Origin of the sequence: Pseudomonas mandelii (genome assembly GCF_024138395.1) — a bacterium.
GTDB lineage: Bacteria > Pseudomonadota > Gammaproteobacteria > Pseudomonadales > Pseudomonadaceae > Aquipseudomonas > Aquipseudomonas mandelii_E.
This window is the reverse complement of the sequence record NZ_JAMYDU010000008.1, coordinates 1-21,420: the sequence shown is the minus strand read 5'-3', so window position 1 is coordinate 21,420 and position 21,420 is coordinate 1. Positions and strand designations below refer to the sequence as shown.

Here is a 21,420-nt window from a genome sequence, read left to right as displayed (position 1 = left end):
CTATGAAAGCGAACACCGACCTTCACCTGTAGAAACTTTCTGATAGAATGCCCGGCTTTCTTTAACAACCTTAGGTGACACATCCATGCAGCCCATGCTGAATATCGCGCTGCGCGCCGCCCGCAGCGCCAGTGAATTGATTTTCCGCTCCATCGAGCGCCTGGATACCATCAAGGTCGACGAAAAAGACGCCAAGGATTACGTATCCGAGGTGGATCGCGCCGCCGAACAGAAAATCATCGATGCACTGCGCAAGGCTTACCCCAATCACTCGATCATGGGCGAAGAAACCGGCATGCACGCCGGTAACGGCATCGAAGGCGAAGAGTACCTGTGGATCATCGATCCGCTGGACGGCACCACCAACTTCCTGCGCGGCATTCCTCACTTCGCTGTCAGCATCGCCTGCAAATACCGCGGTCGCCTGGAGCACGCTGTTGTTCTGGACCCGGTTCGCCAGGAAGAATTCACCGCCAGCCGTGGTCGCGGCGCCCAACTGAACGGTCGTCGCCTGCGCGTCAGCGGCCGCACCAGCCTGGACGGCGCCCTGCTGGGTACCGGCTTCCCGTTCCGCGACGAGCAAATGGACAACCTCGACAACTACCTGGGCATGTTCCGCGCCCTGGTAGGCCAGACCGCCGGCATCCGCCGCGCTGGCGCAGCGAGCCTGGACCTGGCCTACGTGGCTGCCGGCCGTTTCGATGCGTTCTGGGAGTCGGGTCTGTCCGAATGGGACATGGCTGCAGGCGCCCTGCTGATCCAGGAAGCTGGCGGCCTGGTGAGCGACTTCACCGGCGGTCACGACTTCCTTGAGAAAGGCCACATCGTCGCCGGCAACACCAAGTGCTTCAAGGCAGTACTGACGGCGATCCAGCCGCACCTGCCAGCTTCGCTGAAGCGCTAAACGCAAAAGCACCTCAAAAAAACGCCCCGACTTGTTCGGGGCGTTTGCGCTTCTGCAGACTAATACCGCCAAGCTAAGCCGTAATGCGATCCGTAGCAGCTGGCGAAGCCTGCGTTCGGCTGCGCAGCAGTCGTAAAATCAGAGGTTGCGGTACATCAGGCAGACCGCATTAGCCGGACTCACGCCTGCTTCGCAGCCGAACGCAGCCTTCGGCAGCTGCTACAGAAAGCCCGCCACAGCCAAAATGATTTTAGATGCACCCACAACGAAAAATGCCCCGCATCTTTCGATACGAGGCATTTTCTTGAATCGCCAGCCTGAACAGGCTGGCGTTTCGGCTTCGGAAGCTGGACTTAAGCCAGTTTTTCCTTGATGCGAGCTGCTTTACCGGACAGGTCACGCAGGTAGTACAGCTTGGCTTTACGCACGTCACCGCGACGTTTAACGGCCATGCTGTCGATTTGCGGGCTGTAGGTCTGGAAAGTACGCTCTACGCCAACACCGTTGGAGATTTTACGAACGGTGAAAGCACTGTTTACGCCGCGGTTACGCTTGGCGATAACGACGCCTTCGAACGCTTGCAGACGCGAACGATCGCCTTCCTTCACTTTCACCTGAACGACAATGGTGTCGCCCGGGGCAAAGGTAGGGATCTCTTTGGTCATCTGCTCTGCTTCGAGTGCAAGGATGATTTTGTTAGTCATGCTGTGCTCCTAAGGTAAATCGTCGGATTTACCATCGATACGTTGTTAACTATCGTCCCGCTCGCGGATGTATTCCTCGAGCAGCTTCTTCTCTTCTCCAGAAAGCGAGCGGCTTTCCAGAAGATCGGCGCGTCGTTCAAAGGTCCTACCAAGGGACTGCTGTAAACGCCAACGCCGGATGTGCGCGTGATTGCCACTTAGCAATACGTCGGGAACACGCTGATCCGCATACACCTCCGGTCGGGTGTAGTGCGGGCAATCCAGCAAACCATCCGTAAAGGAATCTTCCTCGGCGGAGTCCGCATGCCCTAAAGCTCCAGGCAGCAGTCGTGTAACCGCATCGATCAGGACCATCGCCGGCAGCTCGCCGCCAGACAGTACATAGTCGCCAATCGACCACTCTTCATCGACATGAGCATCAATAAAACGCTCGTCAATGCCTTCATAGCGGCCGGCAATCAGGATCAATGCATCCAGATTCGCCAACTCGCGTACCGCCGACTGAGTCAGTTGACGGCCTTGGGGGGACAGGTAAATCACCTTCGCCGCCTCCCCGGCTGCTGCCTTGGCCTGAACCAGAGCATCTTCCAGGGGCTTGATCTTCATCACCATGCCCGGACCACCGCCAAATGGGCGATCATCCACAGTGTGATGTCGATCCGTCGTGTAGTCTCGCGGATTCCAACAGGCGAGCTGCAACAGCCCCTGTTTCACCGCACGACTGGTGATGCCGTACTCGCTGATGGCGGAGAACATCTCGGGAAACAAACTGATCACTTCTACGCGCAGGTTAGCCACGTTTAGAAGTCCGCATCCCATTCCACCTTCATTTCGCCTGCGGCAAGGTCGACAGCCAACACGCATTGCTCCGTATAGGGCAACAGGCGTTCGCGATCATCCAGGCTGCCAGCGCAAGGCTTGACCACCATTACATCATTGGCGCCGGTTTCCAGAAGATGATCGATTTTCCCGAGCAGTTGCCCGAGTTGATCAATAACCTTCAGACCTTCCAGCTGGTACCAGTAGTACTCGCCGTCGGTCAACTCAGGGAACAGGTTGCGCGGCACACAGATCTCATAACCAGCCAGAAGACGTGCTTCTTCACGATCATCGAGACCCTTGAGCTTTGCGACCAGGAACTTGTCGTTCCCACGTCCGCTGACCAGCTCGACCTGTTTCACATTGCCTTCGCGCTTGAGCGTCCAGGTTTTGTACTGCAACAGGTTTTCAGTCGGATCAGTAAAGGAATACACCTTCACTTCGCCGCGAACGCCATGAACAGAATAAATTTTGCCAATAACGATCAAATCATCGGCAACAACTGGCGTCGCGTTCATATAGCTCAGGCCGCAGCCTTAGCAGATTCCTTCAACAACTGAGCAACGCGCTCAGAAGGTTGTGCACCAACGCTCAGCCAGTAGGCTACGCGCTCTTGGTTCACGGACAGACGAACTTCTTGACCACGAGCAACAGGGTTGAAGAAACCAACCTGTTCCTTGTGCGAACCGTCGCGCGGGTTGCGGCTGTCGGTTACGGTCAAGTGGTAAAACGGGCGCTTTTTGGAGCCGCCAAGGGCAAGACGGATTGTTAGCATGTGAACATCGTTCCTGTAGTCGGTGCTGCAAATCTAAAGGCACAGCGGGCATAGGTGCCCGAAAGGCCGCATATTCTAAGGAATATCCGGACTTTTGCAAATGTCTTTTTCCGGCGGCCTATCGGTCGCCATCCAGATTTGCTATAGAGCCATCGTTGAAGATGGCCAGTCAGCTCCCGCCAAGTGCGGGTTTGCTGGAGATCCCACTTCCATGTGGGCAGCGCCGACATGACTGCCGGCGCGAATCTTTTACATTTTCGGCATGCCGCCGCCGGGCAACATACCGCCCATGCCGCGCATCATTTTGGCCATTCCGCCTTTCGCGGAGAATTTCTTCATCATCTTCTGCATCTGCTTGTGCTGCTTGATCAAGCGACCGATGTCCTGCACCTGAGTGCCGGAACCCATGGCGATCCGGCGCTTGCGCGAACCACTGATCAGCTCAGGGTCGCGGCGCTCGGCCGGGGTCATGGAGTTGATGATGGCTTCCATCTGCTTGAACTGTTTCTCTGCCGCGCCCTGGGCATTGCCCATCTGCGCCAGGTTCACACCGCCGATGTTCGGCAGTTTGTCCATGAGGCCGCCGAGGCCGCCCATGTTCTTCATCTGTTGCAGCTGATCGCGGAAGTCTTCGAGGTCGAAGCCCTTGCCCTTCTTCAGCTTCTTGGCCAGTTTATCGGCCTTGTCTTTGTCGAGGGTCTGTTCGGCCTGCTCGATCAGGCTGAGTACGTCGCCCATGCCGAGGATGCGCGAAGCGATACGCTCAGGGTGGAACGGTTCGAGCGCTTCGCTCTTCTCGCCCATACCGATGAACTTGATCGGCTTGCCGGTGATGGCCCGTACCGACAACGCGGCACCGCCACGGGCATCGCCGTCGACCTTGGTCAGGATCACACCGGTCAGCGGCAGTGCATCGCCGAAGGCCTTGGCCGTGTTGGCGGCGTCCTGGCCGGTCATGGCATCGACCACGAACAGGGTTTCAACCGGGTTGATCGCGGCATGCAGCGCCTTGATCTCGCCCATCATCTCTTCGTCGATGTGCAGACGACCGGCGGTATCGACGATGACCACGTCGATGAATTTCAGTTTTGCTTCTTTAATAGCGGCTTGCGCGATGTCGACCGGCTTCTGGCTCAGGTCAGACGGGAAGAAGGTAACGCCAACTTCACCCGCGAGCATTTCCAGCTGCTTGATCGCCGCCGGACGGTAAACGTCCGCGGACACGACCATGACCGACTTCTTCTTGCGCTCTTTAAGGAAGCGCGCGAGTTTGCCGGCGGTGGTGGTTTTACCCGCGCCCTGCAAACCGGCCATCAACACGACAGCAGGAGGAACGGCGCTCAGGTTCAAGTCTTCGTTGGCCGCGCCCATCAGGCTTTCGAGTTCCGCCTGGACGATTTTCACGAAGGCCTGGCCCGGCGTCAGGCTGCGCGACACCTCGGTGCCGACAGCGCGCTCCTTGACCGAATTGACGAAGTCTTTGACCACCGGCAAGGCGACGTCGGCTTCGAGCAACGCCATGCGCACTTCGCGCAGGGTGTCTTTGATGTTGTCTTCGGTCAGCTTGGCCTTGCCGGTGACATGGCGCAGCGTCTGCGAGAGACGGTCGGTTAAGTTTTCAAACATTGCGCGATCCTTTCAGGCCCTGTGTAGACCGGGATAATGGCGGCCCAGACCGGAGTAAACATGTGCTCGGCGAGCCTGCGGCGTGGGCAGGTCGCGGATTATAGCGAAGACTGCGTCTGGCGGACACCTCGCCGTCAGGTTGCATGGTCTTTCGTGCTGTGGGGGTTCTATGCCAAACTCAGCGCCTTTCGGGCTTGCCTAACAGGATTTATGCTCCCCTTGTCACCCAGTTTGCTTACCACCCTCGCCGCCGCCTGTTTATATGCCGCTGCGACTCTCTATCAGGGCACTCGTCTGGCCACCGGCGCCAAGGCGCACAAGCGCCTGCTGGTCACGCTCGGTGTGCTGGCCGTGCTGGCTCACAGCGTCAGCCTGATCACCTATCTGCTGACACCGGTCGGCCTGGCCCTGGACTTTTTCAGCGCCGCCAGCCTGATTGCCGCGGCGGTCATCGCCCTGACCCTGCTGGCCTGCTCGCGAATTCCGGTGGAAAACCTGCTGCTTTTGCTGTTCCCGCTGGGCGCCGCCACTGTGGTGCTGGCACAGTTCGCTCCCGCCGGTACGGTGCAGATCATTGACGAAGCGCCAGGCATTCTCGCCCACATCCTGTTGTCGATCCTCGCTTACGGCATGTTCACCATCGCGGTGTTCCAGGCATTGCTGCTGCTGGTTCAGGACCATCAGCTCAAACACAAGCACCCGTCCGGGCTGATCAAGAACTTCCCGCCGCTGCAAACCATGGAAAGCCTGCTGTTTGGTTTCCTCTGGGCCGGCTGGAGCCTGCTGTCGCTGTCGCTGATCTCTGGCTGGCTATTCGTCGAGAACCTGTTCGCCCAGCATCTGGTACATAAAACCCTACTGGCGTGCCTGGCCTGGATCGTGTTCAGCGTGCTGCTATGGGGGCGCAACCGCCTCGGCTGGCGCGGACACAAAGCCATCCGCTGGACCCTTGCCGGTTTTTGCCTGCTGATGCTGGCGTATTTCGGCAGCAAGCTGGTCCGCGAATACATTCTGCATATCTGACGGGCGGCATTAATGGACGACTTGCCCATAGGGCCGATGCTCGCGGTGCTGGCCCTGCTGATTTTATGGTCGGGGCTGTTTACCGCCATCGAAATTGCACAACAGCACTTGCTGGCCCAGCGAACGGCCTCGCGCTCGAGCGACAAACCCGTGGCCAAGCTGAGTTTCCCACTCAACAGCCTGATCCTCTGCAACACCCTGTGCCGCGCGCTGGTAGTGGTCATCAGCACCTTGCTGGCGATTTTCACCTGGGCGCAAAATGGCGTATGGATTGCGGGCCTCGGCGCCAGCGCGGTGCTGCTGGTGTTCGCCGACTTCCTGCCGCGCTCCCTTGCCATGCGCTATCCGGATGCCGTCCTGTCCCTGGGCAACACACTGCTCGGCATACCCTTGAAGATCGTCTACCCGGCTGCCTGGCTCCTCAATGGCATCAGCCAGCTGCTGACGCGGCCATTCGCCCGCAAAATCAATGTGGTGCAGCAAAGTGAAGACGAGGCACCGGCGGATCGACACGACGATCACGAACACGCAGCCAGTCGCCCGCATTCGCTGTCAGGTATCCACGCGTTGGATAACATCACGGTCAACGATATTCTAGTGCCGCGCAGTGACGTCGACGGCATCAATCTGGACGACCCCCTCGAAGAAATCATCGAGCAACTGCGCCATAACAGGCGCACTCGCCTGCCGGTATTCCACAGCGACATCAACCAGGTCGAAGCGGTGCTCAACACCCGGCAGATCCGACATTTGCTGGCGGATTCAAGCCTGACCCGGAAAGCACTGCTGACAGCCAGTCACGAACCGTACTTCGTACCGGAAAGTACCCCGTTGCAGCTGCAATTGCTGAACTTCCACAAGCAGCAGCGGCGTTTGGGCATGGTGGTCGACGAGTACGGCGAAGTGCTGGGCATCGTGACCCTGGAAGACATTCTCGAAGAAATCGTCGGAGAATTCGAAAGCCAGCACAGCCTGGATAACCCGCACATCCATCCGCAGGCCGATGGGCGTTTGATCATCGAGGGTGCGGCGTCGATTCGCGAATTGAACAAAAGCCTTGGCTGGCATCTGCCCAGTGATGGCCCGAAAACGCTTAATGGACTGGTGACCGAGGCGCTGGAAACGATTCCAGACAGTGCGGTTTGCCTGAAGATCGGGCGTTATCGGCTGGAGATTCTGGAAACGGAAGACAATCGCGTCACGCGAGTGTTGATCTGGCATACCAGCTCAGCGCCTGCACTCGTCCGTTAGTTCGCCAAAAGATCGCAGCCTCGCTTCGCTCGACAGCTCCTACAGTTTGGAATGCGCTCCCTTGTAGGAGCTGTCGAGCGAAGCGAGGCTGCGATCTTTCTCATGCCCCCTGTTCGATCGTTAGCGACCTTCCTATAATCAAGCCGCTTACCCAAGCCCCCGCCGAACCAGGTGCTTACCCCGCACGCAACAGGTCCGGTCAGATCATCGACACTATCCGCACCACTGCGACGACTGTTCCTACCTTGAACAGCGACCGTATCTCAACCCACATCCCTGGGTATTCGACCATAATAATTCGCTCCACTGGGGCACATGACTGTCAGGGATTACCGCATGACGACCAGCACGACTTATACCGAAACCACGCCTGCACAACCGACTAACTCCGCCACCCGGGTGGCCACCGCGAGCTTCATCGGCACGGCTATCGAGTTCTACGACTTCTACGTCTATGCCACTGCGGCAGCGCTGGTGATCGGGCCGGTGTTTTTTCCGCAGACCTCCGGCACCGCCCAGATGCTGTCGGCGTTCCTCACCTTCGGCATCGCCTTCCTTGCGCGGCCACTGGGTTCGGCGCTGTTCGGCCACTTCGGTGACCGCATCGGGCGCAAATCGACACTGGTCGCTTCCCTGCTGCTGATGGGCGTGTGTACCACACTGATCGGCGTGCTGCCGGGTTACGACAGCATTGGCGCCTGGGCGCCGATCCTGCTTTGCGTGCTGCGCTTCGGTCAAGGCCTGGGGCTGGGCGGCGAATGGGGCGGCGCCGCATTGCTGGCGACGGAGAACGCGCCCAAAGGCAAGCGCGCCTGGTACGGCATGTTCCCGCAACTCGGTCCATCGATCGGGTTTCTGGCGGCCAACGGCCTGTTCCTGACCCTGGCCATGAGCCTGAACGACGAGCAGTTCCGTTCATGGGGCTGGCGGATTCCGTTCCTGCTCAGTGCCGCGCTGGTGATGGTGGGTTTGTACGTACGCCTCAAGCTCCACGAGACCCCGGTGTTCGCCAACGCCATGGCTCGCCAGGAGCGGGTGAAGATTCCGCTGGTCGAGCTGTTCAGCCAATACTGGGCGCCGATGCTGCTGGGTGCCGGGGCGATGGTCGTGTGTTACGCGCTGTTCTATATCTCGACGGTGTTTTCGCTGAGTTATGGCGTGTCGACACTCGGCTACACCCGAGAAACCTTCCTCGGCCTGCTGTGTTTCGCGGTGCTGTTCATGGCGGCCGCGACACCGCTGTCGGCTTGGGCGAGTGATCGTTACGGGCGCAAACCGGTGCTGATCATCGGTGGCGTGCTGGCGGTTCTGTCCGGCTTCCTGATGGAACCGCTGCTGACCCAAGGCTCGACCTGGGGCGTGGCGCTGTTCCTGTGCATCGAACTGTTTCTGATGGGCGTGACGTTTGCGCCGATGGGCGCGCTGCTGCCAGAGCTGTTTCCGACCCACGTGCGCTATACCGGCGCATCGGCAGCCTACAACCTGGGCGGCATTGTCGGAGCCTCGGCGGCACCGTTCTTTGCTCAAAAACTGGTGGCGATGGGCGGTTTGAGTTATGTCGGCGGGTATGTGTCGGGGGCAGCCGTGCTGAGTTTGATCGCGGTGCTGTGCCTGAAGGAGACGCGGCATAACGATTTAAATCGGGTGGTCTGAAGCCAAAAGCTTCGCGGGCAAGCCTCGCTCCTACAGGGATCACGTCAAACGACAGTAGTGCGTTCAACAAATGACCTGTAGGAGCGAGGCTTGCCCGCGAATGCCGCGCCTCGGTTTAGAGCTCTACAACAACAGCCTGAGAAGCACGGGTCGCTTTGGCCCGTGCGGCCTCGATCGACTCATCACGCGCCAACGCCACACCCATCCGACGCTGGCCATTGACTTCAGGCTTGCCGAACAGACGCAACGCCGTATCCGGCTCGCTCAGCGCAGCGCCCAAATTGGCGAATGCGGTCTGAGTCGACTGCCCTTCCACCAGAATCACCGCCGAAGCCGAAGGGCCGAACTGACGGATCAATGGAATCGGCAGGCCCAGGATTGCCCGTGCGTGCAGCGCGAACTGCGACAGGTCCTGGGAAATCAGAGTCACCAGACCGGTGTCATGCGGGCGCGGCGAAACTTCGCTGAACCACACCTGATCACCCTTGATGAACAACTCGACGCCAAACAGACCACGGCCACCCAGTGCCTCGGTCACGGCTTTGGCAACGCGCTCGGATTCAGCCAGAGCAACCGGACTCATGACTTGTGGCTGCCAGGATTCCTGATAGTCGCCCTTCTCCTGACGGTGGCCAACCGGCGCGCAGAACGTAGTGCCGCCAACATGACGCACGGTCAGCAGGGTGATTTCGTAGTCGAAGTCGATGAAGCCTTCGATAATCACGCGACCTTTACCAGCGCGGCCACCTTCTTGAGCGTAATCCCAAGCCTTGCGCACGTCATCGACGCTGCGAAGCAGGCTCTGCCCCTTACCCGAGGAACTCATGACCGGTTTGACCACACATGGGAAACCCAGGTCTTCGACAGCCTTGCTGTAATCCTCGAAGGTGTCGGCGAAGTAGTACGGCGATGTCGGCAGGCCCAGCTCTTCGGCGGCCAGGCGACGGATGCCTTCGCGGTTCATGGTCAGTTGTGCGGCGCGAGCGGTCGGGATCACGGTGAAGCCTTCGGACTCCAGCTCCACCAGAGTCGCGGTGGCGATGGCTTCGATTTCCGGCACGATGAAGTGCGGCTTCTCGGCTTCGATCACTGCGCGCAGGGCGGCGCCGTCGAGCATGTTGATCACATGGCTGCGATGGGCGACTTGCATGGCCGGCGCATTGGCGTAGCGATCGACGGCAATCACTTCAACGCCCAGGCGTTGCAGCTCGATCACCACTTCCTTGCCCAACTCACCACAGCCACACATTAATACGCGGGTCGCGGTTGGCGACAATGGAGTTCCGATACGGGTCATCTCAGGTCCTCAAGAAGCGGATCATCGAGGGAAGCACGCTTCCCATGGGGAGAAAGCGCGGCATTTTACATGAACCTGAGGGTTTGGCTTCAGCTGACAACGGCCTGATTACGCAAGCGCCAAGCCATGATCAGCCATACGACCGTCACACCTGCGAACTTCGAGCCCATGGCGGTGAGGATCACGGCCGGAGTGAAGGCATCGATCATGCCGAAGAAGATGAAAGTGTCCACCGGGATGCTCAGCGCCGAACTTATCCACAGGCGATCGTGCAATGGACGCTTGGTGATGCTGAATACCAGCCAGTCGATGCCCTCGGACACGGCGAATGCGATGGCGCTGGCCAGCGCGATGGACGGGTCGGAAGTGACGTAGGACAGCACCAATGCCACCAGCATCGCCGCGATCGCGCCGTGGCCGAAACGGGTTTGCACCATGTCTCGCAGCACGAATACCAAACCGCCCCAGGCCGACCAGATGATGTCCAGGTGCGGGGCGCTGGAAAAGGCGTAATTGATCAGCACGACGCTGCTGATGTAGGCGATCAGGAAGAGCATGGGGCGGGGATACCTGTCAATTTTGTGCACAGGGTACTTCAGGGGAGAGGTTGGGCCAAGGGAGTGATGCCGGCAGTGAGGACGCCTTCGCGGGCAAGCCTCGCTCCTACAGGTCGATGTCGATCACATCATCGTGAATTACCCGGACTTGTAGGAGCGAGGCTTGCCCGCGAAGGCCGCACGTCAATTATCCGATTTTGCCCCAATCATCCAGATCAACCCACTCGACTTCGCGCGCTCATGACACAACCCCAACACCTTGCGCCGCTCTGCGTTGTCCATTCGGCTCCAGCGGGTGATTTCTTCCACCGTGCGCTGACACCCGGTGCAAATGTCATCCTCATCCAGCGCACAAATGTTCACGCACGGCGATGGAACCGGTCGTTCAGTGGTGCTCATTCTTCCTGCTCGACCAGATCGCGCGCGTAACGCTGCGAGTTGTGCACATAGTGCGCGGCGCTGGCTTCGAGCATCTTCTTTTGCGGCTCGGTCAACTCGCGAACCACCTTGCCCGGCGAGCCCATGACCAGCGATCCGTCCGGAATTTCCTTGCCTTCACCGATCAGCGAGTTGGCGCCGATGATGCAGTTCTTGCCGATTTTCGCGCCGTTGAGAATCACCGCGTTGATGCCGATCAGGCTGTAATCGCCCACCGTGCAACCGTGAAGCATGGCGTTGTGGCCGATGGTCACGCCGGTGCCGATGGTCAGCGGATAGCCCATGTCGGTGTGCATCACGGTGCCGTCCTGCACATTACTGTTCTTGCCGATCAGGATCAGTTCGTTGTCGCCACGCAATACGGCGTTGAACCAGACATTGGCGCCCTCTTCCAGTTTGACCTTGCCTACCAGCACGGCATTGGGTGCGACCCAGCTTTGCGGATGGGTGTCGACGCGGGCGTCGCCCAGGCGGTATTTCATCTTATTGTCCTCAGGGCTCAGGCTGGCTCACTAGCTAAAAGCAGGATTCACGCCATACGCGCGATGGCGTCAGGTTTTGATAAAACTCTTGGGTGGTTGATGCAGGCTGATTTTCGCGTCATAGAGCAGGTTGATCAACTCAACGATCATGATTGCCGTCAGCCCCCAGATCTTGTACTCGCCATAACGGTAGCTCGGCACGTACCAACTGTGGCCCTGATAGTCGATGCGGTGGGTGTGCTCTCGCGGGTCCTCGCGAAAGAACTCCAGCGGCACGCTGAACACCGCGGCGATCTCGGCGTCGTTGGCCTGGTATTCGACGAAATCCGGAATCACGCCGACATAAGGCGTGACCTTGATGCCGTGCAGGGAGATCAGTGGGCTCAGCGGGCCGATCACTTCGACCAGCCCCGGCGGCAGGCCGATTTCTTCTTCGGCTTCGCGCAGGGCGGTAAAAATCAGGTCCGGGTCTTCGGGGTCGCGTCGACCGCCGGGGAAGGCGACTTCGCCGCCATGGGTCGAGAGCCCGCTGGCGCGAAGGGTTAGCACCAATTCCGGTTCGTCACTGCGCGTGATGGGCACCAATACCGCGGCTTCGGGGAAACGTCGGTCGGTTTCCAGCGTACGCGGCGTGTGATTGCTTACCCGGTGCAGTAGCTCGTCCAGCATGAGTCTTCTCGATCTGTGCCTTACCCTGCATCATGCACCAATCGCATCGGCCGCCCAAGCCCCGAACAGCCCCATGTCGCGAAAGGACAACTTGCCGACCGACACCGCTGCACGCCAAGATAGGCGCAGCATTCAGGAACCCAAGCATGAAATTTTGCAGCCAGTGCGGCAACCCGGTAACCCAGCGCATTCCCGAAGGCGATTCGCGCCTGCGTTTTGTCTGCGACAGCTGTCATACCATCCATTACCAGAACCCCAATATCGTCGCCGGTTGCGTGCCGACGTGGGGTTCGAAGGTGTTACTGTGCCGTCGCGCCATCGAGCCACGGCTCGGTTACTGGACGCTGCCCGCCGGTTTCATGGAAAACGGTGAGACCATCGAACAGGCCGCCATTCGCGAGACCGCCGAAGAAGCCTGCGCCCGGGTGCGCAACCTGAGTATCTATACGCTGATCGACGTGCCACACATCAGCCAGGTGCATGTGTTCTTTCGCGCCGAACTGGTGGACCTGGATTTTGCCGCGGGCCCCGAGAGCCTGGAAGTGCAATTGTTCGAGGAAGCCGACATCCCTTGGGGCGAACTGGCTTTCCGCACGGTGGGCCGTACCTTAGAATGCTTCTTCGCTGACCGGCGGACCGAGGTCTACCCCGTGCGGTCCGAATCGATCCCGCCGTTGGTCCAGCCCGCCATCATTTAAAGCGCCTACACATAAAAGCACCTATAAAATAAATAATCGCAACACCTCTTAGGGATACCGTTTCAATGCGCTGGTTGCTTGCTGTTTTTTGCTTGTCGTTCGTCGCTGTCAGCCAGGCTTCCTCCACGGAAACGCTGGACGGCAAAGTCATCGAAAAAGTTCTGGTTCTCAAATCTGCCCACCAGTTGCAATTGATCAATGACGGCAAGCCGATCAAGACCTATCGCATTTCCCTGGGCAAACGCCCCAAGGGGCCGAAGTTGATGGAGGGCGACAAACGTACCCCCGAAGGCTTTTATTGGGTGGACTGGCGCAAGATCAGTGACCGTTTCAACCTGTCGATGCACATCTCCTACCCCAACATCAGCGACGCCGCCCGCGCCCGGCGCGAAGGCGTCGAGCCTGGCGGCATGATCATGATCCACGGCACCCCGGACACCGAAGACAACCCGGAAGACCTGTTCCATACACTGGACTGGACCGACGGCTGCATCGCCATGCGCAACATGGACATGCGCGAGGTTTGGGGTTTGGTGCCGGATGGCACGATGATTGAGATTCGTCCTTAATCTTAAAATCTCCCGGACTGAATGATCGTTCCCACGCTCCGCGTGGGAATGCCTCAACGGGCGCTCCGCGTTCGGCTTCAAGTGGGACGCGGAGCGTCCCGGGCTGCATTCCCACGCGGAGCGTGGGAACGATCGAGGGACTACCTTCGGTCGGCCTCGAAAAAATAAAATCAAAAGATCGCAGCCTGCGGCAGCTCCTACAGGGTAGATACCACTCCCCTCTGTAGGAGCTGCCGCAGGCTGCGATCTTTGCTTTGAAAATCCCCGCCCCTAATACCACTTAGAACCAAGCCCCCAAAGCCCATCCTGCTGGGCCAGCCTTGCCGTGCCCACAGCAAACTACTGGCATTGACATGGTATTTAAGTGGTATTAGGTTTCACCCCACAACCGGGCGACAACAATCCTATATCCGCATCGGACCAAACCTACATGAATGACCTCCAGGCCCTACGCCCTGACGACACCCAGCCCACGCCGTTGTACCTGCAACTGGCGCGCAATCTGGAAGCAGCGATCCATGCCGGCCAGTGGAAAGCCGAACAGGCGATGCCGTCGGAGCGCAATCTCAGCGAACTGCTGGGCATCTCTCGCGTCACCGCGCGCAAAGCGCTGGAAGTGCTGTTCGAGCAAGGCCTGATCCGCCGCAATCAAGGCTCCGGCACATTTATCACGCCTCGTCTGGAACAACCGCTGTCGCGTCTTTCGGGATTCAGTGAAATGCTCCGACTCAAGGGCTTCGTCCCCGGCTCGCAATGGCTGGAACGGGAAATCACCCCGCCGACCCACGAAGAACTGATCCGCCTCGGCCTGTCGCCCAACGACAAGGTTGCGCGGCTCAAACGCTTGCGCAAAGCCGACGACACGGTGATGGCGATCGAGATGAGCACCCTGCCCGCCTCGATCATTCCCAAGCCGCAAGCGGTGGGCGATTCCCTCTACGAATACCTCGACGGCATCGGCAAACCGGTGGTCCGCGCCCTGCAACACATTCAGGCGATCAACGCCTCGGACGAATTCGCCGCGCTGGTGGGCATCGCTCCCGGCACCGCCATGCTGCTGATGACCCGGGTCGGCTACACGGAAGACAACACGCCAATCGAAGTCACCGACACCTATTGCCGCAACGACTACTACGACTTTGTCGCAGAGCTTCGCAGATAAAGAGTTTCGTCGTTAAAGAGCTTCGTCGCTAAACAAGCTACCGAGAACCGATCATGTCCGAAAACAACATCCTCACCGCCCACGGCTGGGTTCGCGGCCGGCTGATCCACGAACACGGCAAGGTCGTGTCCATCGAAGGCCAGCCGTGCGATCCGGCGGACAACGACCTGCCTTACCTGCTGCCGGGTTTCATCGACCTGCACGTTCACGGCGGCGGTGGCAAAGACATCATGGAAGGCGCACCGGCCTTCGAAACCATCACCAGAACCCACGTGCGTTTCGGCACCACGTCGCTGCTGGCGACCACCATGACTGCGCCGAACGAAGAGATCTCGCGAGTACTCAAGGACGTCGGCGAGTTCTGCGAGCAGCGGCCAAAAGGCAGCGCCCGGGTCCTCGGCGTGCACCTCGAAGGCCCATACATCAACCCTGGCAAACTCGGCGCCCAGCCGAACTTTGCCCACACCGCATTGATGGCCGAAGTCGAAGAGTACCTGGCGCTGGCGCCGATCCGGGTGATCACCATCGCCCCGGAAATCGCCGGCCATGACGGTTTGATCCGCGCCCTCAGCGCTCGCGGCGTGCGCATGCAAATCGGCCACACGCTGGGCAGTTATGAGGAAGGCGTCGCCGCGCTTGCGGCCGGGGCCAGCAGTTTCACTCACCTCTACAACGCCATGAGCCCGCTGCATCACCGCGAGCCGGGCATCGTCGGCGCGGCGTTGGCCCACGCCAAGTACGCCGAGCTGATTCCGGACTTGCTGCACGTGCACCCCGGCGCGATCCGCGTGGCCTTGCGCTCGATCCCGTGCCTGTATTGCGTCACCGATTCCACCGCTGCCGCCGGCATGCCCGATGGCGAATACAAACTCGGCAGCCACACCGTGACCAAATGCCTGGGTGGTGTGCGCCTGCCCGACGGCACGCTGGCCGGCAGCACCCTGACGATGGATCAGGCCCTGCGCAACCTGGTGAAGATCGGTTTGCCGATCGCCGAGGCCTCGCAACGACTTTCGCAATTCCCCGCCGACTACCTCGGCCTTCAAGAACGCGGACGCCTGCAACCCGGCGCCTGGGCCGACTGCGTGCGGCTGGACCGCTCACTCACACTGACCGCCGTCATGGTCGAAGGAGAAGACATTGACTTCAAAAATGCTTGAAGAGGCGCTGTCCTCATTCGAGGCCGTGCAAGCCCAACTGCAGCAACTCGACCCGCAGATGATCGAGATCGCCGGACGCCTGCGTCGTCAGCCGCCGCAAGTGGCGATGACTGTCGCTCGCGGCAGCTCCGACCATGCCGCCAGCTACTTTGCCTACCTGACCATGCAGCAACTGGGCATTCCGGTGGCGTCGTTGCCGATGTCGGTGGTGACCATGCAGCAAGCGCCATTGAAGGTCAGCGGCCAGGTCGCGTTCGCCTTCTCGCAGTCGGGGCAAAGCCCGGACCTGGTGAACAGCCTGCGTCTGCTGCGCAAGCGCGGTGCCCTGAGTATTTCCATGGTCAACGCTGAGAACTCGCCTTTGGAAGCGGCTTGCGAATTCAGCCTGCCGCTGTGCGCCGGCACCGAAAGCAGCGTCGCCGCGACCAAGAGTTTTATCGCCACCCTCACCGCCAGCGCACGTCTGATCGCCCACTGGAAACAAGACGTTGAGTTGCTGGAAGCAGGCCTTGCCCTGCCGGAAGGTCTGCGCGAAGCGGCAAAACAGGACTGGAGCCTGGCCATCGATGCGTTGCGTGATTGTCAGCGCTTGATGGTGATCGGCCGTGGCGCCGGTTTCGCCATTGCTCAGGAAGCGGCCCTCAAATTCAAGGAAACCTCGGCGATCCAGGCCGAAGCCTTCAGCAGCGCCGAAGTCCGGCACGGCCCGATGGCGTTGATCGATGAAAACTATCCCCTGCTGATCTTCGCGCCACGCGGCGCCGAGCAGGCCGGGTTGCTGAGCCTTGCGGCGGACATGCGCCAACGCGGTGCCCGCGTGCTACTGGCCGCGCCAGATGACGTCACCGAACGCGACCTCACCCTGAGCCGCGCCGAACACCCGGCCCTCGACCCGATTCTGGCGATCCAGAGTTTCTACGTCATGGCCGCAGGCTTGGCCGTCGCCCGAGGCATGGACCCGGACCAGCCGCGTCATTTGAGCAAAGTGACGCGCACGCACTAATTCGAATGGCGGGTGAGTAACCCTGTAGGAGCTGTCGAGTGAAACGAGGCTGCGATCTTTTGACGTTGTTTTTAAAGAGCAAGATCAAAAGATCGCAGCCTCGTTTCACTCGTCAGTTCCTACAGGGGACACGTTAATCCGTACAGGGCGAGTTGATCCGAACCGTAGTTTTTATTGATGAGACCGAGCCATGCACAACAACAATAAAGAGCTGACCCTCAGCGCCCCGCTCAGCGGCCCGGTGCTCACACTCGCCAAAGTCCCGGACCCGGTGTTCGCCAGTGGCGCGATGGGCGACGGGATCGCCATCGATCCGCTGAACGACACCCTGTACTCACCCTGTGAAGCGGTGGTGATCCACGTCGCCCGCACCGGTCACGCCATCACCTTGCGCGCCGATAACGGTGCCGAGTTGCTGCTGCACCTGGGCCTCGATACGGTCGAGTTACAGGGCGTCGGTTTCTCAATGCTGGTCAAGGAAGGTGCGCGCGTCAGCAATGGTCAACCGCTGCTGCGTTATAACCTGGACCAGGTCGCGCAGCAGTGCAAAAGCCTGGTCAGTCTGATGATCCTGACTAACAGCGAAGACTTTCAGGCGCGACCGATTACGCTGAAATCAGTGAAGGTCGGCGATCCGCTACTGCACATCGTGCCGAAAGTGGCCAACGGCGTGCAGATCGACATTGAGGTCGTCGGGATCGAGGTTCAGGGGCATATTCATGTCGCCCATCGCGGCGGCCTGCATGCCCGGCCCGCCGCGCTGATTCGCCAGACCGCCCAACAGTTCAAGAGCAAATCCTGGCTGCACTTCGCCGGCAAATCGGCGGCCTGCGACAGTTTGATCGGCCTGATGGGGCTGGCCGTCGGCGAGCGCGATGAAATCCGGGTCAGTTGCCAGGGGCCGGACGCCGAGGCCGCGCTGCAAGCCCTGTTGGCGGCGTTATCCACAGCCCTGGCCGAAGACAGCCACGCTGCTGCGCCAGCACCGATGGTTCAACGCAATCGCCCTGCCGAAGCGGGCGTGCTGAATGGCGTGTGTGCCGCTCCCGGTCTGGTGGCAGGGCCGTTGTTTCGTCTGAACTCGATCAGCCTGCCGATGGATGCCGGCAATCATGATCCCGAGCAACAACGGCAACGTCTGGACACAGCACTGACTGAGGTGCGCAGCGACATCAACGCCACGCTGGCCCAAGCGAAGAAGCACAAGAATACTGACGAAGAAGCGATCTTCGCCGCGCACCTGGCGCTGCTCGAAGACCCGGCGCTGCTCGATGCGGCTCATCTGTCTATCGATCAAGGCATCGCTGCGACTCACGCCTGGCGCCAATCTATCGACGTGCAGTGCGAGGTCCTTCAACAACTTGGCAGCCCGCTGCTGGCCGAACGCGCCAACGACCTGCGCGATCTCAAACAGCGCGTGCTACGCGCGCTGCTCGGTGAAACCTGGCAGTACGACGTGCCGGCCGGTGCCATCGTCGCGGCCCATGAACTGACGCCATCCGACTTGCTGCAACTGAGCCAGCAAGGTGTGGCCGGGTTGTGCATGGCCGAGGGCGGCGCGACGTCCCATGTGGCGATTCTCGCTCGCGGGAAAGGCTTGCCGTGCATGGTTGCGCTGGGGTCGACGCTGCTGGATCAGGAGCAAGGTCTAGCGGTGGTGCTGGATGCCGACGGCGGACGTCTCGAACTGACGCCCAACGCCGCGCGCCTGGCCGAGGTGCATCAGGCGCAACTCGATCATCAGCAACGTCGCGCGCTTCAACAGGCTCTGGCTCACACCCCGGCACTGACACTGGATGGTTTGCACATCGAAGTCGCCGCCAATGTCGCTTCCAGCGCTGAAACGGCCGATGCACTGGCCAACGGCGCCGATGGCGTCGGCCTGCTGCGCACCGAATTTCTGTTTGTGGACCGCACTACCGCGCCGGACGAACAGGAACAATGCGTCGCCTATCAAGGCGTGCTCGATGCGATGGGTGAAAAGTCGGTGATCATTCGCACCATCGACGTCGGCGGCGACAAGCAGCTCGACTATTTACCGCTCCCCGTCGAAGCGAATCCGGTACTCGGTTTGCGCGGCATTCGCTTGGCTCAAGTCCGCCCGGAACTGCTGGATCAGCAACTGCGCGCATTGCTGCAGGTCAGCCCGCTGTCACGCTGCCGGATCCTGCTGCCGATGGTCACCGAAGTCGATGAACTGCTGCACATCCGCCAGCGTCTCGATGCGCTGTCTGGTGAACGCGGCCTGAGCCAACGCCCGGAGCTGGGGGTGATGATCGAAGTCCCGGCCGCCGCGCTGCTGGCCGAGCAACTGGCCGAACACGCGGACTTCCTGTCGATCGGCACCAACGATTTGTCCCAATACACCCTGGCCATGGATCGCGACCATGCCGGCCTCGCCTCGCGGGTCGATGCGCTGCACCCGGCATTGCTGCGGCTGATTGCCCAGACCTGCGCCGGCGCGGCGGTGCATAACTGTTGGGTCGGCGTCTGCGGCGCCCTCGCCTCCGATCCGTTGGCCACGCCAGTGTTGATTGGTCTTGGGGTAAGCGAGTTGTCGGTGAGCCCGGTGCAGATCGGTGAAATCAAGGACCGCGTGCGCCACCTCAACGCCAGCGAATGCCGACGCATTAGTCAGGATCTGCTCAAGCTGAGCAGTGCCAGTGCGGTGCGTCACGCTTGTCACCAGCAATGGCCTCTGAGCTGAGCGACGACAGTGCAAAAACAACAAGAACCCAGGGAGATCCGCCATGTACCAATACTTCATTGAAGGCCTGCAACGCCTCGGTCGCGCGCTGATGCTGCCAATTGCGATCCTGCCGATTGCCGGCCTGTTGCTGCGCCTGGGCGACACCGATCTGCTGAACATCGCGATCATCCATGACGCCGGCCAAGTGATCTTCGCCAACCTGGCAATGATCTTCGCCATCGGCATCGCAGTCGGCTTCGCCAAGGACAATAACGGCACTGCGGGCCTCGCCGGAGTCATTGGCTATCTGGTGATGATCTCCACCCTCAAAGTGCTCGATGCAAGCATCAACATGGGCATGCTCGCCGGGATCGTCAGCGGCCTGATGGCCGGCGCGCTGTACAACCGCTTCAAGGACATCAAGTTGCCGGAGTACCTGGCATTCTTCGGTGGTCGGCGTTTCGTGCCGATTGTCACCGGCTTCGCCGCCGTCGGCCTGGGCGTCGTGTTCGGCCTGATCTGGCCGCCGATCCAGCACGGCATCAATGGCTTCGGCGCGTTAATGATGGACAGCGGCAGCTTCGGCGCTTTCGTCTTCGGCGTGTTCAACCGCCTGCTGATCGTCACCGGCCTGCACCACATCCTCAACAACATGGCGTGGTTCGTGTTCGGCAACTTCACCGACCCGACCACCGGCGCACTCGTGACCGGCGACCTGTCGCGCTACTTTGCCGGCGACCCGAAAGGTGGCCAGTTCATGACCGGCATGTTCCCGATGATGATCTTCGGCCTGCCCGCCGCCTGCCTGGCGATGTACCGCAACGCCCTGCCGGAACGGCGCAAAATCATGGGCGGGATCTTCTTGTCCATGGCGCTGACCTCATTTTTGACCGGCGTGACCGAACCAATCGAATTCGCCTTCATGTTCCTCGCGCCGATGCTGTTTTTGCTTCATGCGCTGCTGACCGGGTTGTCGATGGCCGTCACCAATTTGCTGAACATTCACCTCGGCTTTACGTTCTCCGGCGGCTTTATCGACATGGTCTTGGGCTGGGGTGAATCCACCAATGGCTGGCGGGTGGTTCCGGTGGGGCTGGCGTATGCGCTGATCTACTACGTTGTGTTTGATTTCTGTATTCGTCGGTTCAACTTGAAGACGCCGGGGCGTGAAGATATTCCGACTGGCGACAAGGTTGTGATCGCCGAACATGAGCGCGCCGGGGCTTACATTAAAGCACTGGGCGGTGCGCAGAATTTGATCACAGTGGGTGCATGCACGACACGGTTGCGGCTGGACATGGTTGATCGCAACAAGGCATCCGATGCGGACTTGAAAGCGTTGGGGGCGATGGCTGTTGTTCGTCCGGGCAAGGGCGGCAGTTTGCAGGTCGTAGTTGGGCCGATGGCCGACAGCATTGCCGATGAGATCCGGTTGGCGATGCCGGCTTTGGGACGCGCGGTTATTGCCTCACCCGCTGCCGTTGTCGACGTACCTGAAACTGCCGTTGTGGCGAATACAGAAGCCCAGCAATGGCTCAAGGCATTGGGCGGCGGGAACAATGTGCTGCAAATGGATTGCGTGGCCATGACCCGGATTCGGCTGCAACTGGCGGATGGCAAGGCGTTGTCGGAGGGTCAGTTGAAAGCGCTTGGTTGCCTGGGTGTCAGTCAGTTGGACGGTGGCGTTTGGCACCTGCTCATTGGTGAGAAAGCGCCGAGTTTGAGTTGTGCGCTGGAAGCATTGGTTAATCGCAGTGAGGTGAGTGCCAGGGTTTAGATCGTTGTCGATCTGAAGTCAGTCTTCGCGGGCAAGCCTCGCTCCTACAGGGTATGTGTCGATCGCCATCACCCTGTAGGAGCGAGCCTGATCTGGTCAAGTAATCCCGGACACCGGTTACGGTGTTTATGCCGCTTTTTGCTCCATAGCTATCGGCGACAGGT

Annotated in this window: 21 protein-coding genes; 11 read left to right on the top strand and 10 right to left on the bottom strand. The window is 60.1% G+C overall.

The window, feature by feature from the left end; genetic code table 11:
• The first annotated feature begins 85 nt into the window (after nt 1-85).
• On the top strand, nt 86-904 hold the full coding sequence (gene suhB, locus NHU87_RS14540) for a type III secretion system regulator SuhB (RefSeq protein ID WP_052967503.1): 819 nt from the start codon (nt 86-88) through the stop codon (nt 902-904).
• A 353-nt stretch (nt 905-1,257) separates the two neighbouring features.
• On the opposite strand, the gene rplS is transcribed toward suhB, so the two are convergent.
• The 5 genes from rplS to ffh form a co-directional block, all read right to left on the bottom strand.
• Complete coding sequence (rplS, locus tag NHU87_RS14535; RefSeq protein WP_003175895.1) at nt 1,258-1,608, bottom strand: 50S ribosomal protein L19; 351 nt, start codon at nt 1,606-1,608, stop codon at nt 1,258-1,260.
• 45 nt (nt 1,609-1,653) lie between these two features.
• Complete coding sequence (trmD, locus tag NHU87_RS14530; protein WP_253549677.1) at nt 1,654-2,427, bottom strand: tRNA (guanosine(37)-N1)-methyltransferase TrmD; 774 nt, start codon at nt 2,425-2,427, stop codon at nt 1,654-1,656.
• Nucleotides 2,409-2,945 carry a ribosome maturation factor RimM gene (rimM, locus tag NHU87_RS14525; protein WP_253549674.1) on the bottom strand — a complete coding sequence of 179 codons (537 nt, stop codon included), beginning with the start codon at nt 2,943-2,945 and terminating at the stop codon, nt 2,409-2,411. Before rimM ends, trmD begins: the two co-directional genes overlap by 19 nt.
• 5 nt (nt 2,946-2,950) lie before the next feature.
• Complete coding sequence (gene rpsP / locus NHU87_RS14520; RefSeq protein ID WP_003198088.1) at nt 2,951-3,202, bottom strand: 30S ribosomal protein S16; 252 nt, start codon at nt 3,200-3,202, stop codon at nt 2,951-2,953.
• A 249-nt stretch (nt 3,203-3,451) separates the two neighbouring features.
• The gene (gene ffh, locus NHU87_RS14515) at nt 3,452-4,828 is read right to left on the bottom strand and encodes a signal recognition particle protein (RefSeq protein ID WP_008014733.1); all 1,377 of its coding nucleotides are present in this window, start codon (nt 4,826-4,828) and stop codon (nt 3,452-3,454) included.
• A gap of 210 nt (nt 4,829-5,038) precedes the next feature.
• Here ffh and NHU87_RS14510 point away from each other — a divergent pair, with 210 nt between their 5' ends.
• The 3 genes from NHU87_RS14510 (at nt 5,039) to NHU87_RS14500 (ending at nt 8,755) form a co-directional block, all read left to right on the top strand.
• Entirely contained in the window at nt 5,039-5,851 is an 813-nt protein-coding gene (locus NHU87_RS14510) for a cytochrome C assembly family protein (protein ID WP_253549671.1), read from the top strand.
• Nucleotides 5,852-5,863: 12 nt separating this feature from the next.
• Nucleotides 5,864-7,102 carry a transporter associated domain-containing protein gene (locus NHU87_RS14505; RefSeq protein WP_253549656.1) on the top strand — a complete coding sequence of 413 codons (1,239 nt, stop codon included), beginning with the start codon at nt 5,864-5,866 and terminating at the stop codon, nt 7,100-7,102.
• A gap of 336 nt (nt 7,103-7,438) precedes the next feature.
• A complete protein-coding gene (locus NHU87_RS14500; protein ID WP_253549629.1) occupies nt 7,439-8,755 on the top strand; it encodes an MFS transporter in 1,317 nt (438 codons plus the stop codon).
• Nucleotides 8,756-8,870: 115 nt separating this feature from the next.
• Here the strand turns inward: NHU87_RS14500 and purT are convergent, their stop codons facing one another.
• From purT to NHU87_RS14475, 5 genes are all read right to left on the bottom strand, one after another.
• Nucleotides 8,871-10,052 (bottom strand): formate-dependent phosphoribosylglycinamide formyltransferase, encoded by a 1,182-nt coding sequence (purT, locus tag NHU87_RS14495; RefSeq protein ID WP_253549625.1) that lies wholly within the window; start codon nt 10,050-10,052, stop codon nt 8,871-8,873.
• A gap of 89 nt (nt 10,053-10,141) precedes the next feature.
• Nucleotides 10,142-10,609: a VUT family protein gene (locus NHU87_RS14490; RefSeq protein WP_253549622.1), complete on the bottom strand. Its 468-nt coding sequence runs from the start codon at nt 10,607-10,609 to the stop codon at nt 10,142-10,144.
• 183 nt (nt 10,610-10,792) lie between these two features.
• The gene (locus NHU87_RS14485; RefSeq protein ID WP_237886847.1) at nt 10,793-11,008 is read right to left on the bottom strand and encodes a DUF1289 domain-containing protein; all 216 of its coding nucleotides are present in this window, start codon (nt 11,006-11,008) and stop codon (nt 10,793-10,795) included.
• Nucleotides 11,005-11,529, bottom strand: a complete 525-nt coding sequence (locus tag NHU87_RS14480) for a gamma carbonic anhydrase family protein (RefSeq protein ID WP_003221962.1) — start codon at nt 11,527-11,529, stop codon at nt 11,005-11,007. Before NHU87_RS14480 ends, NHU87_RS14485 begins: the two co-directional genes overlap by 4 nt.
• A 69-nt stretch (nt 11,530-11,598) precedes the next feature.
• On the bottom strand, nt 11,599-12,198 hold the full coding sequence (locus tag NHU87_RS14475) for a CoA pyrophosphatase (protein ID WP_253549619.1): 600 nt from the start codon (nt 12,196-12,198) through the stop codon (nt 11,599-11,601).
• Nucleotides 12,199-12,344: 146 nt separating this feature from the next.
• Here NHU87_RS14475 and NHU87_RS14470 point away from each other — a divergent pair, with 146 nt between their 5' ends.
• The 7 genes from NHU87_RS14470 to nagE all read left to right on the top strand — a co-directional run bounded on the left by NHU87_RS14470 (nt 12,345) and on the right by nagE (nt 21,256).
• Entirely contained in the window at nt 12,345-12,896 is a 552-nt protein-coding gene (locus NHU87_RS14470) for an NUDIX hydrolase (protein WP_253549617.1), read from the top strand.
• A gap of 65 nt (nt 12,897-12,961) precedes the next feature.
• Complete coding sequence (locus NHU87_RS14465; protein WP_253549615.1) at nt 12,962-13,465, top strand: L,D-transpeptidase family protein; 504 nt, start codon at nt 12,962-12,964, stop codon at nt 13,463-13,465.
• 430 nt (nt 13,466-13,895) lie between these two features.
• Entirely contained in the window at nt 13,896-14,627 is a 732-nt protein-coding gene (locus tag NHU87_RS14460) for a GntR family transcriptional regulator (RefSeq protein ID WP_008014749.1), read from the top strand.
• A gap of 53 nt (nt 14,628-14,680) precedes the next feature.
• Nucleotides 14,681-15,787, top strand: coding sequence for an N-acetylglucosamine-6-phosphate deacetylase (nagA, locus tag NHU87_RS14455; protein WP_253549613.1), 1,107 nt, complete (start codon nt 14,681-14,683; stop codon nt 15,785-15,787).
• Nucleotides 15,768-16,790: an SIS domain-containing protein gene (locus tag NHU87_RS14450; RefSeq protein WP_253549611.1), complete on the top strand. Its 1,023-nt coding sequence runs from the start codon at nt 15,768-15,770 to the stop codon at nt 16,788-16,790. Before nagA ends, NHU87_RS14450 begins: the two co-directional genes overlap by 20 nt.
• Before the next feature lie 190 nt (nt 16,791-16,980).
• Nucleotides 16,981-19,497 carry a phosphoenolpyruvate--protein phosphotransferase gene (ptsP, locus tag NHU87_RS14445; RefSeq protein WP_253549609.1) on the top strand — a complete coding sequence of 839 codons (2,517 nt, stop codon included), beginning with the start codon at nt 16,981-16,983 and terminating at the stop codon, nt 19,495-19,497.
• Nucleotides 19,498-19,540: 43 nt separating this feature from the next.
• Complete coding sequence (gene nagE, locus NHU87_RS14440; protein WP_253549607.1) at nt 19,541-21,256, top strand: N-acetylglucosamine-specific PTS transporter subunit IIBC; 1,716 nt, start codon at nt 19,541-19,543, stop codon at nt 21,254-21,256.
• The last annotated feature ends 164 nt before the right edge of the window (nt 21,257-21,420 follow it).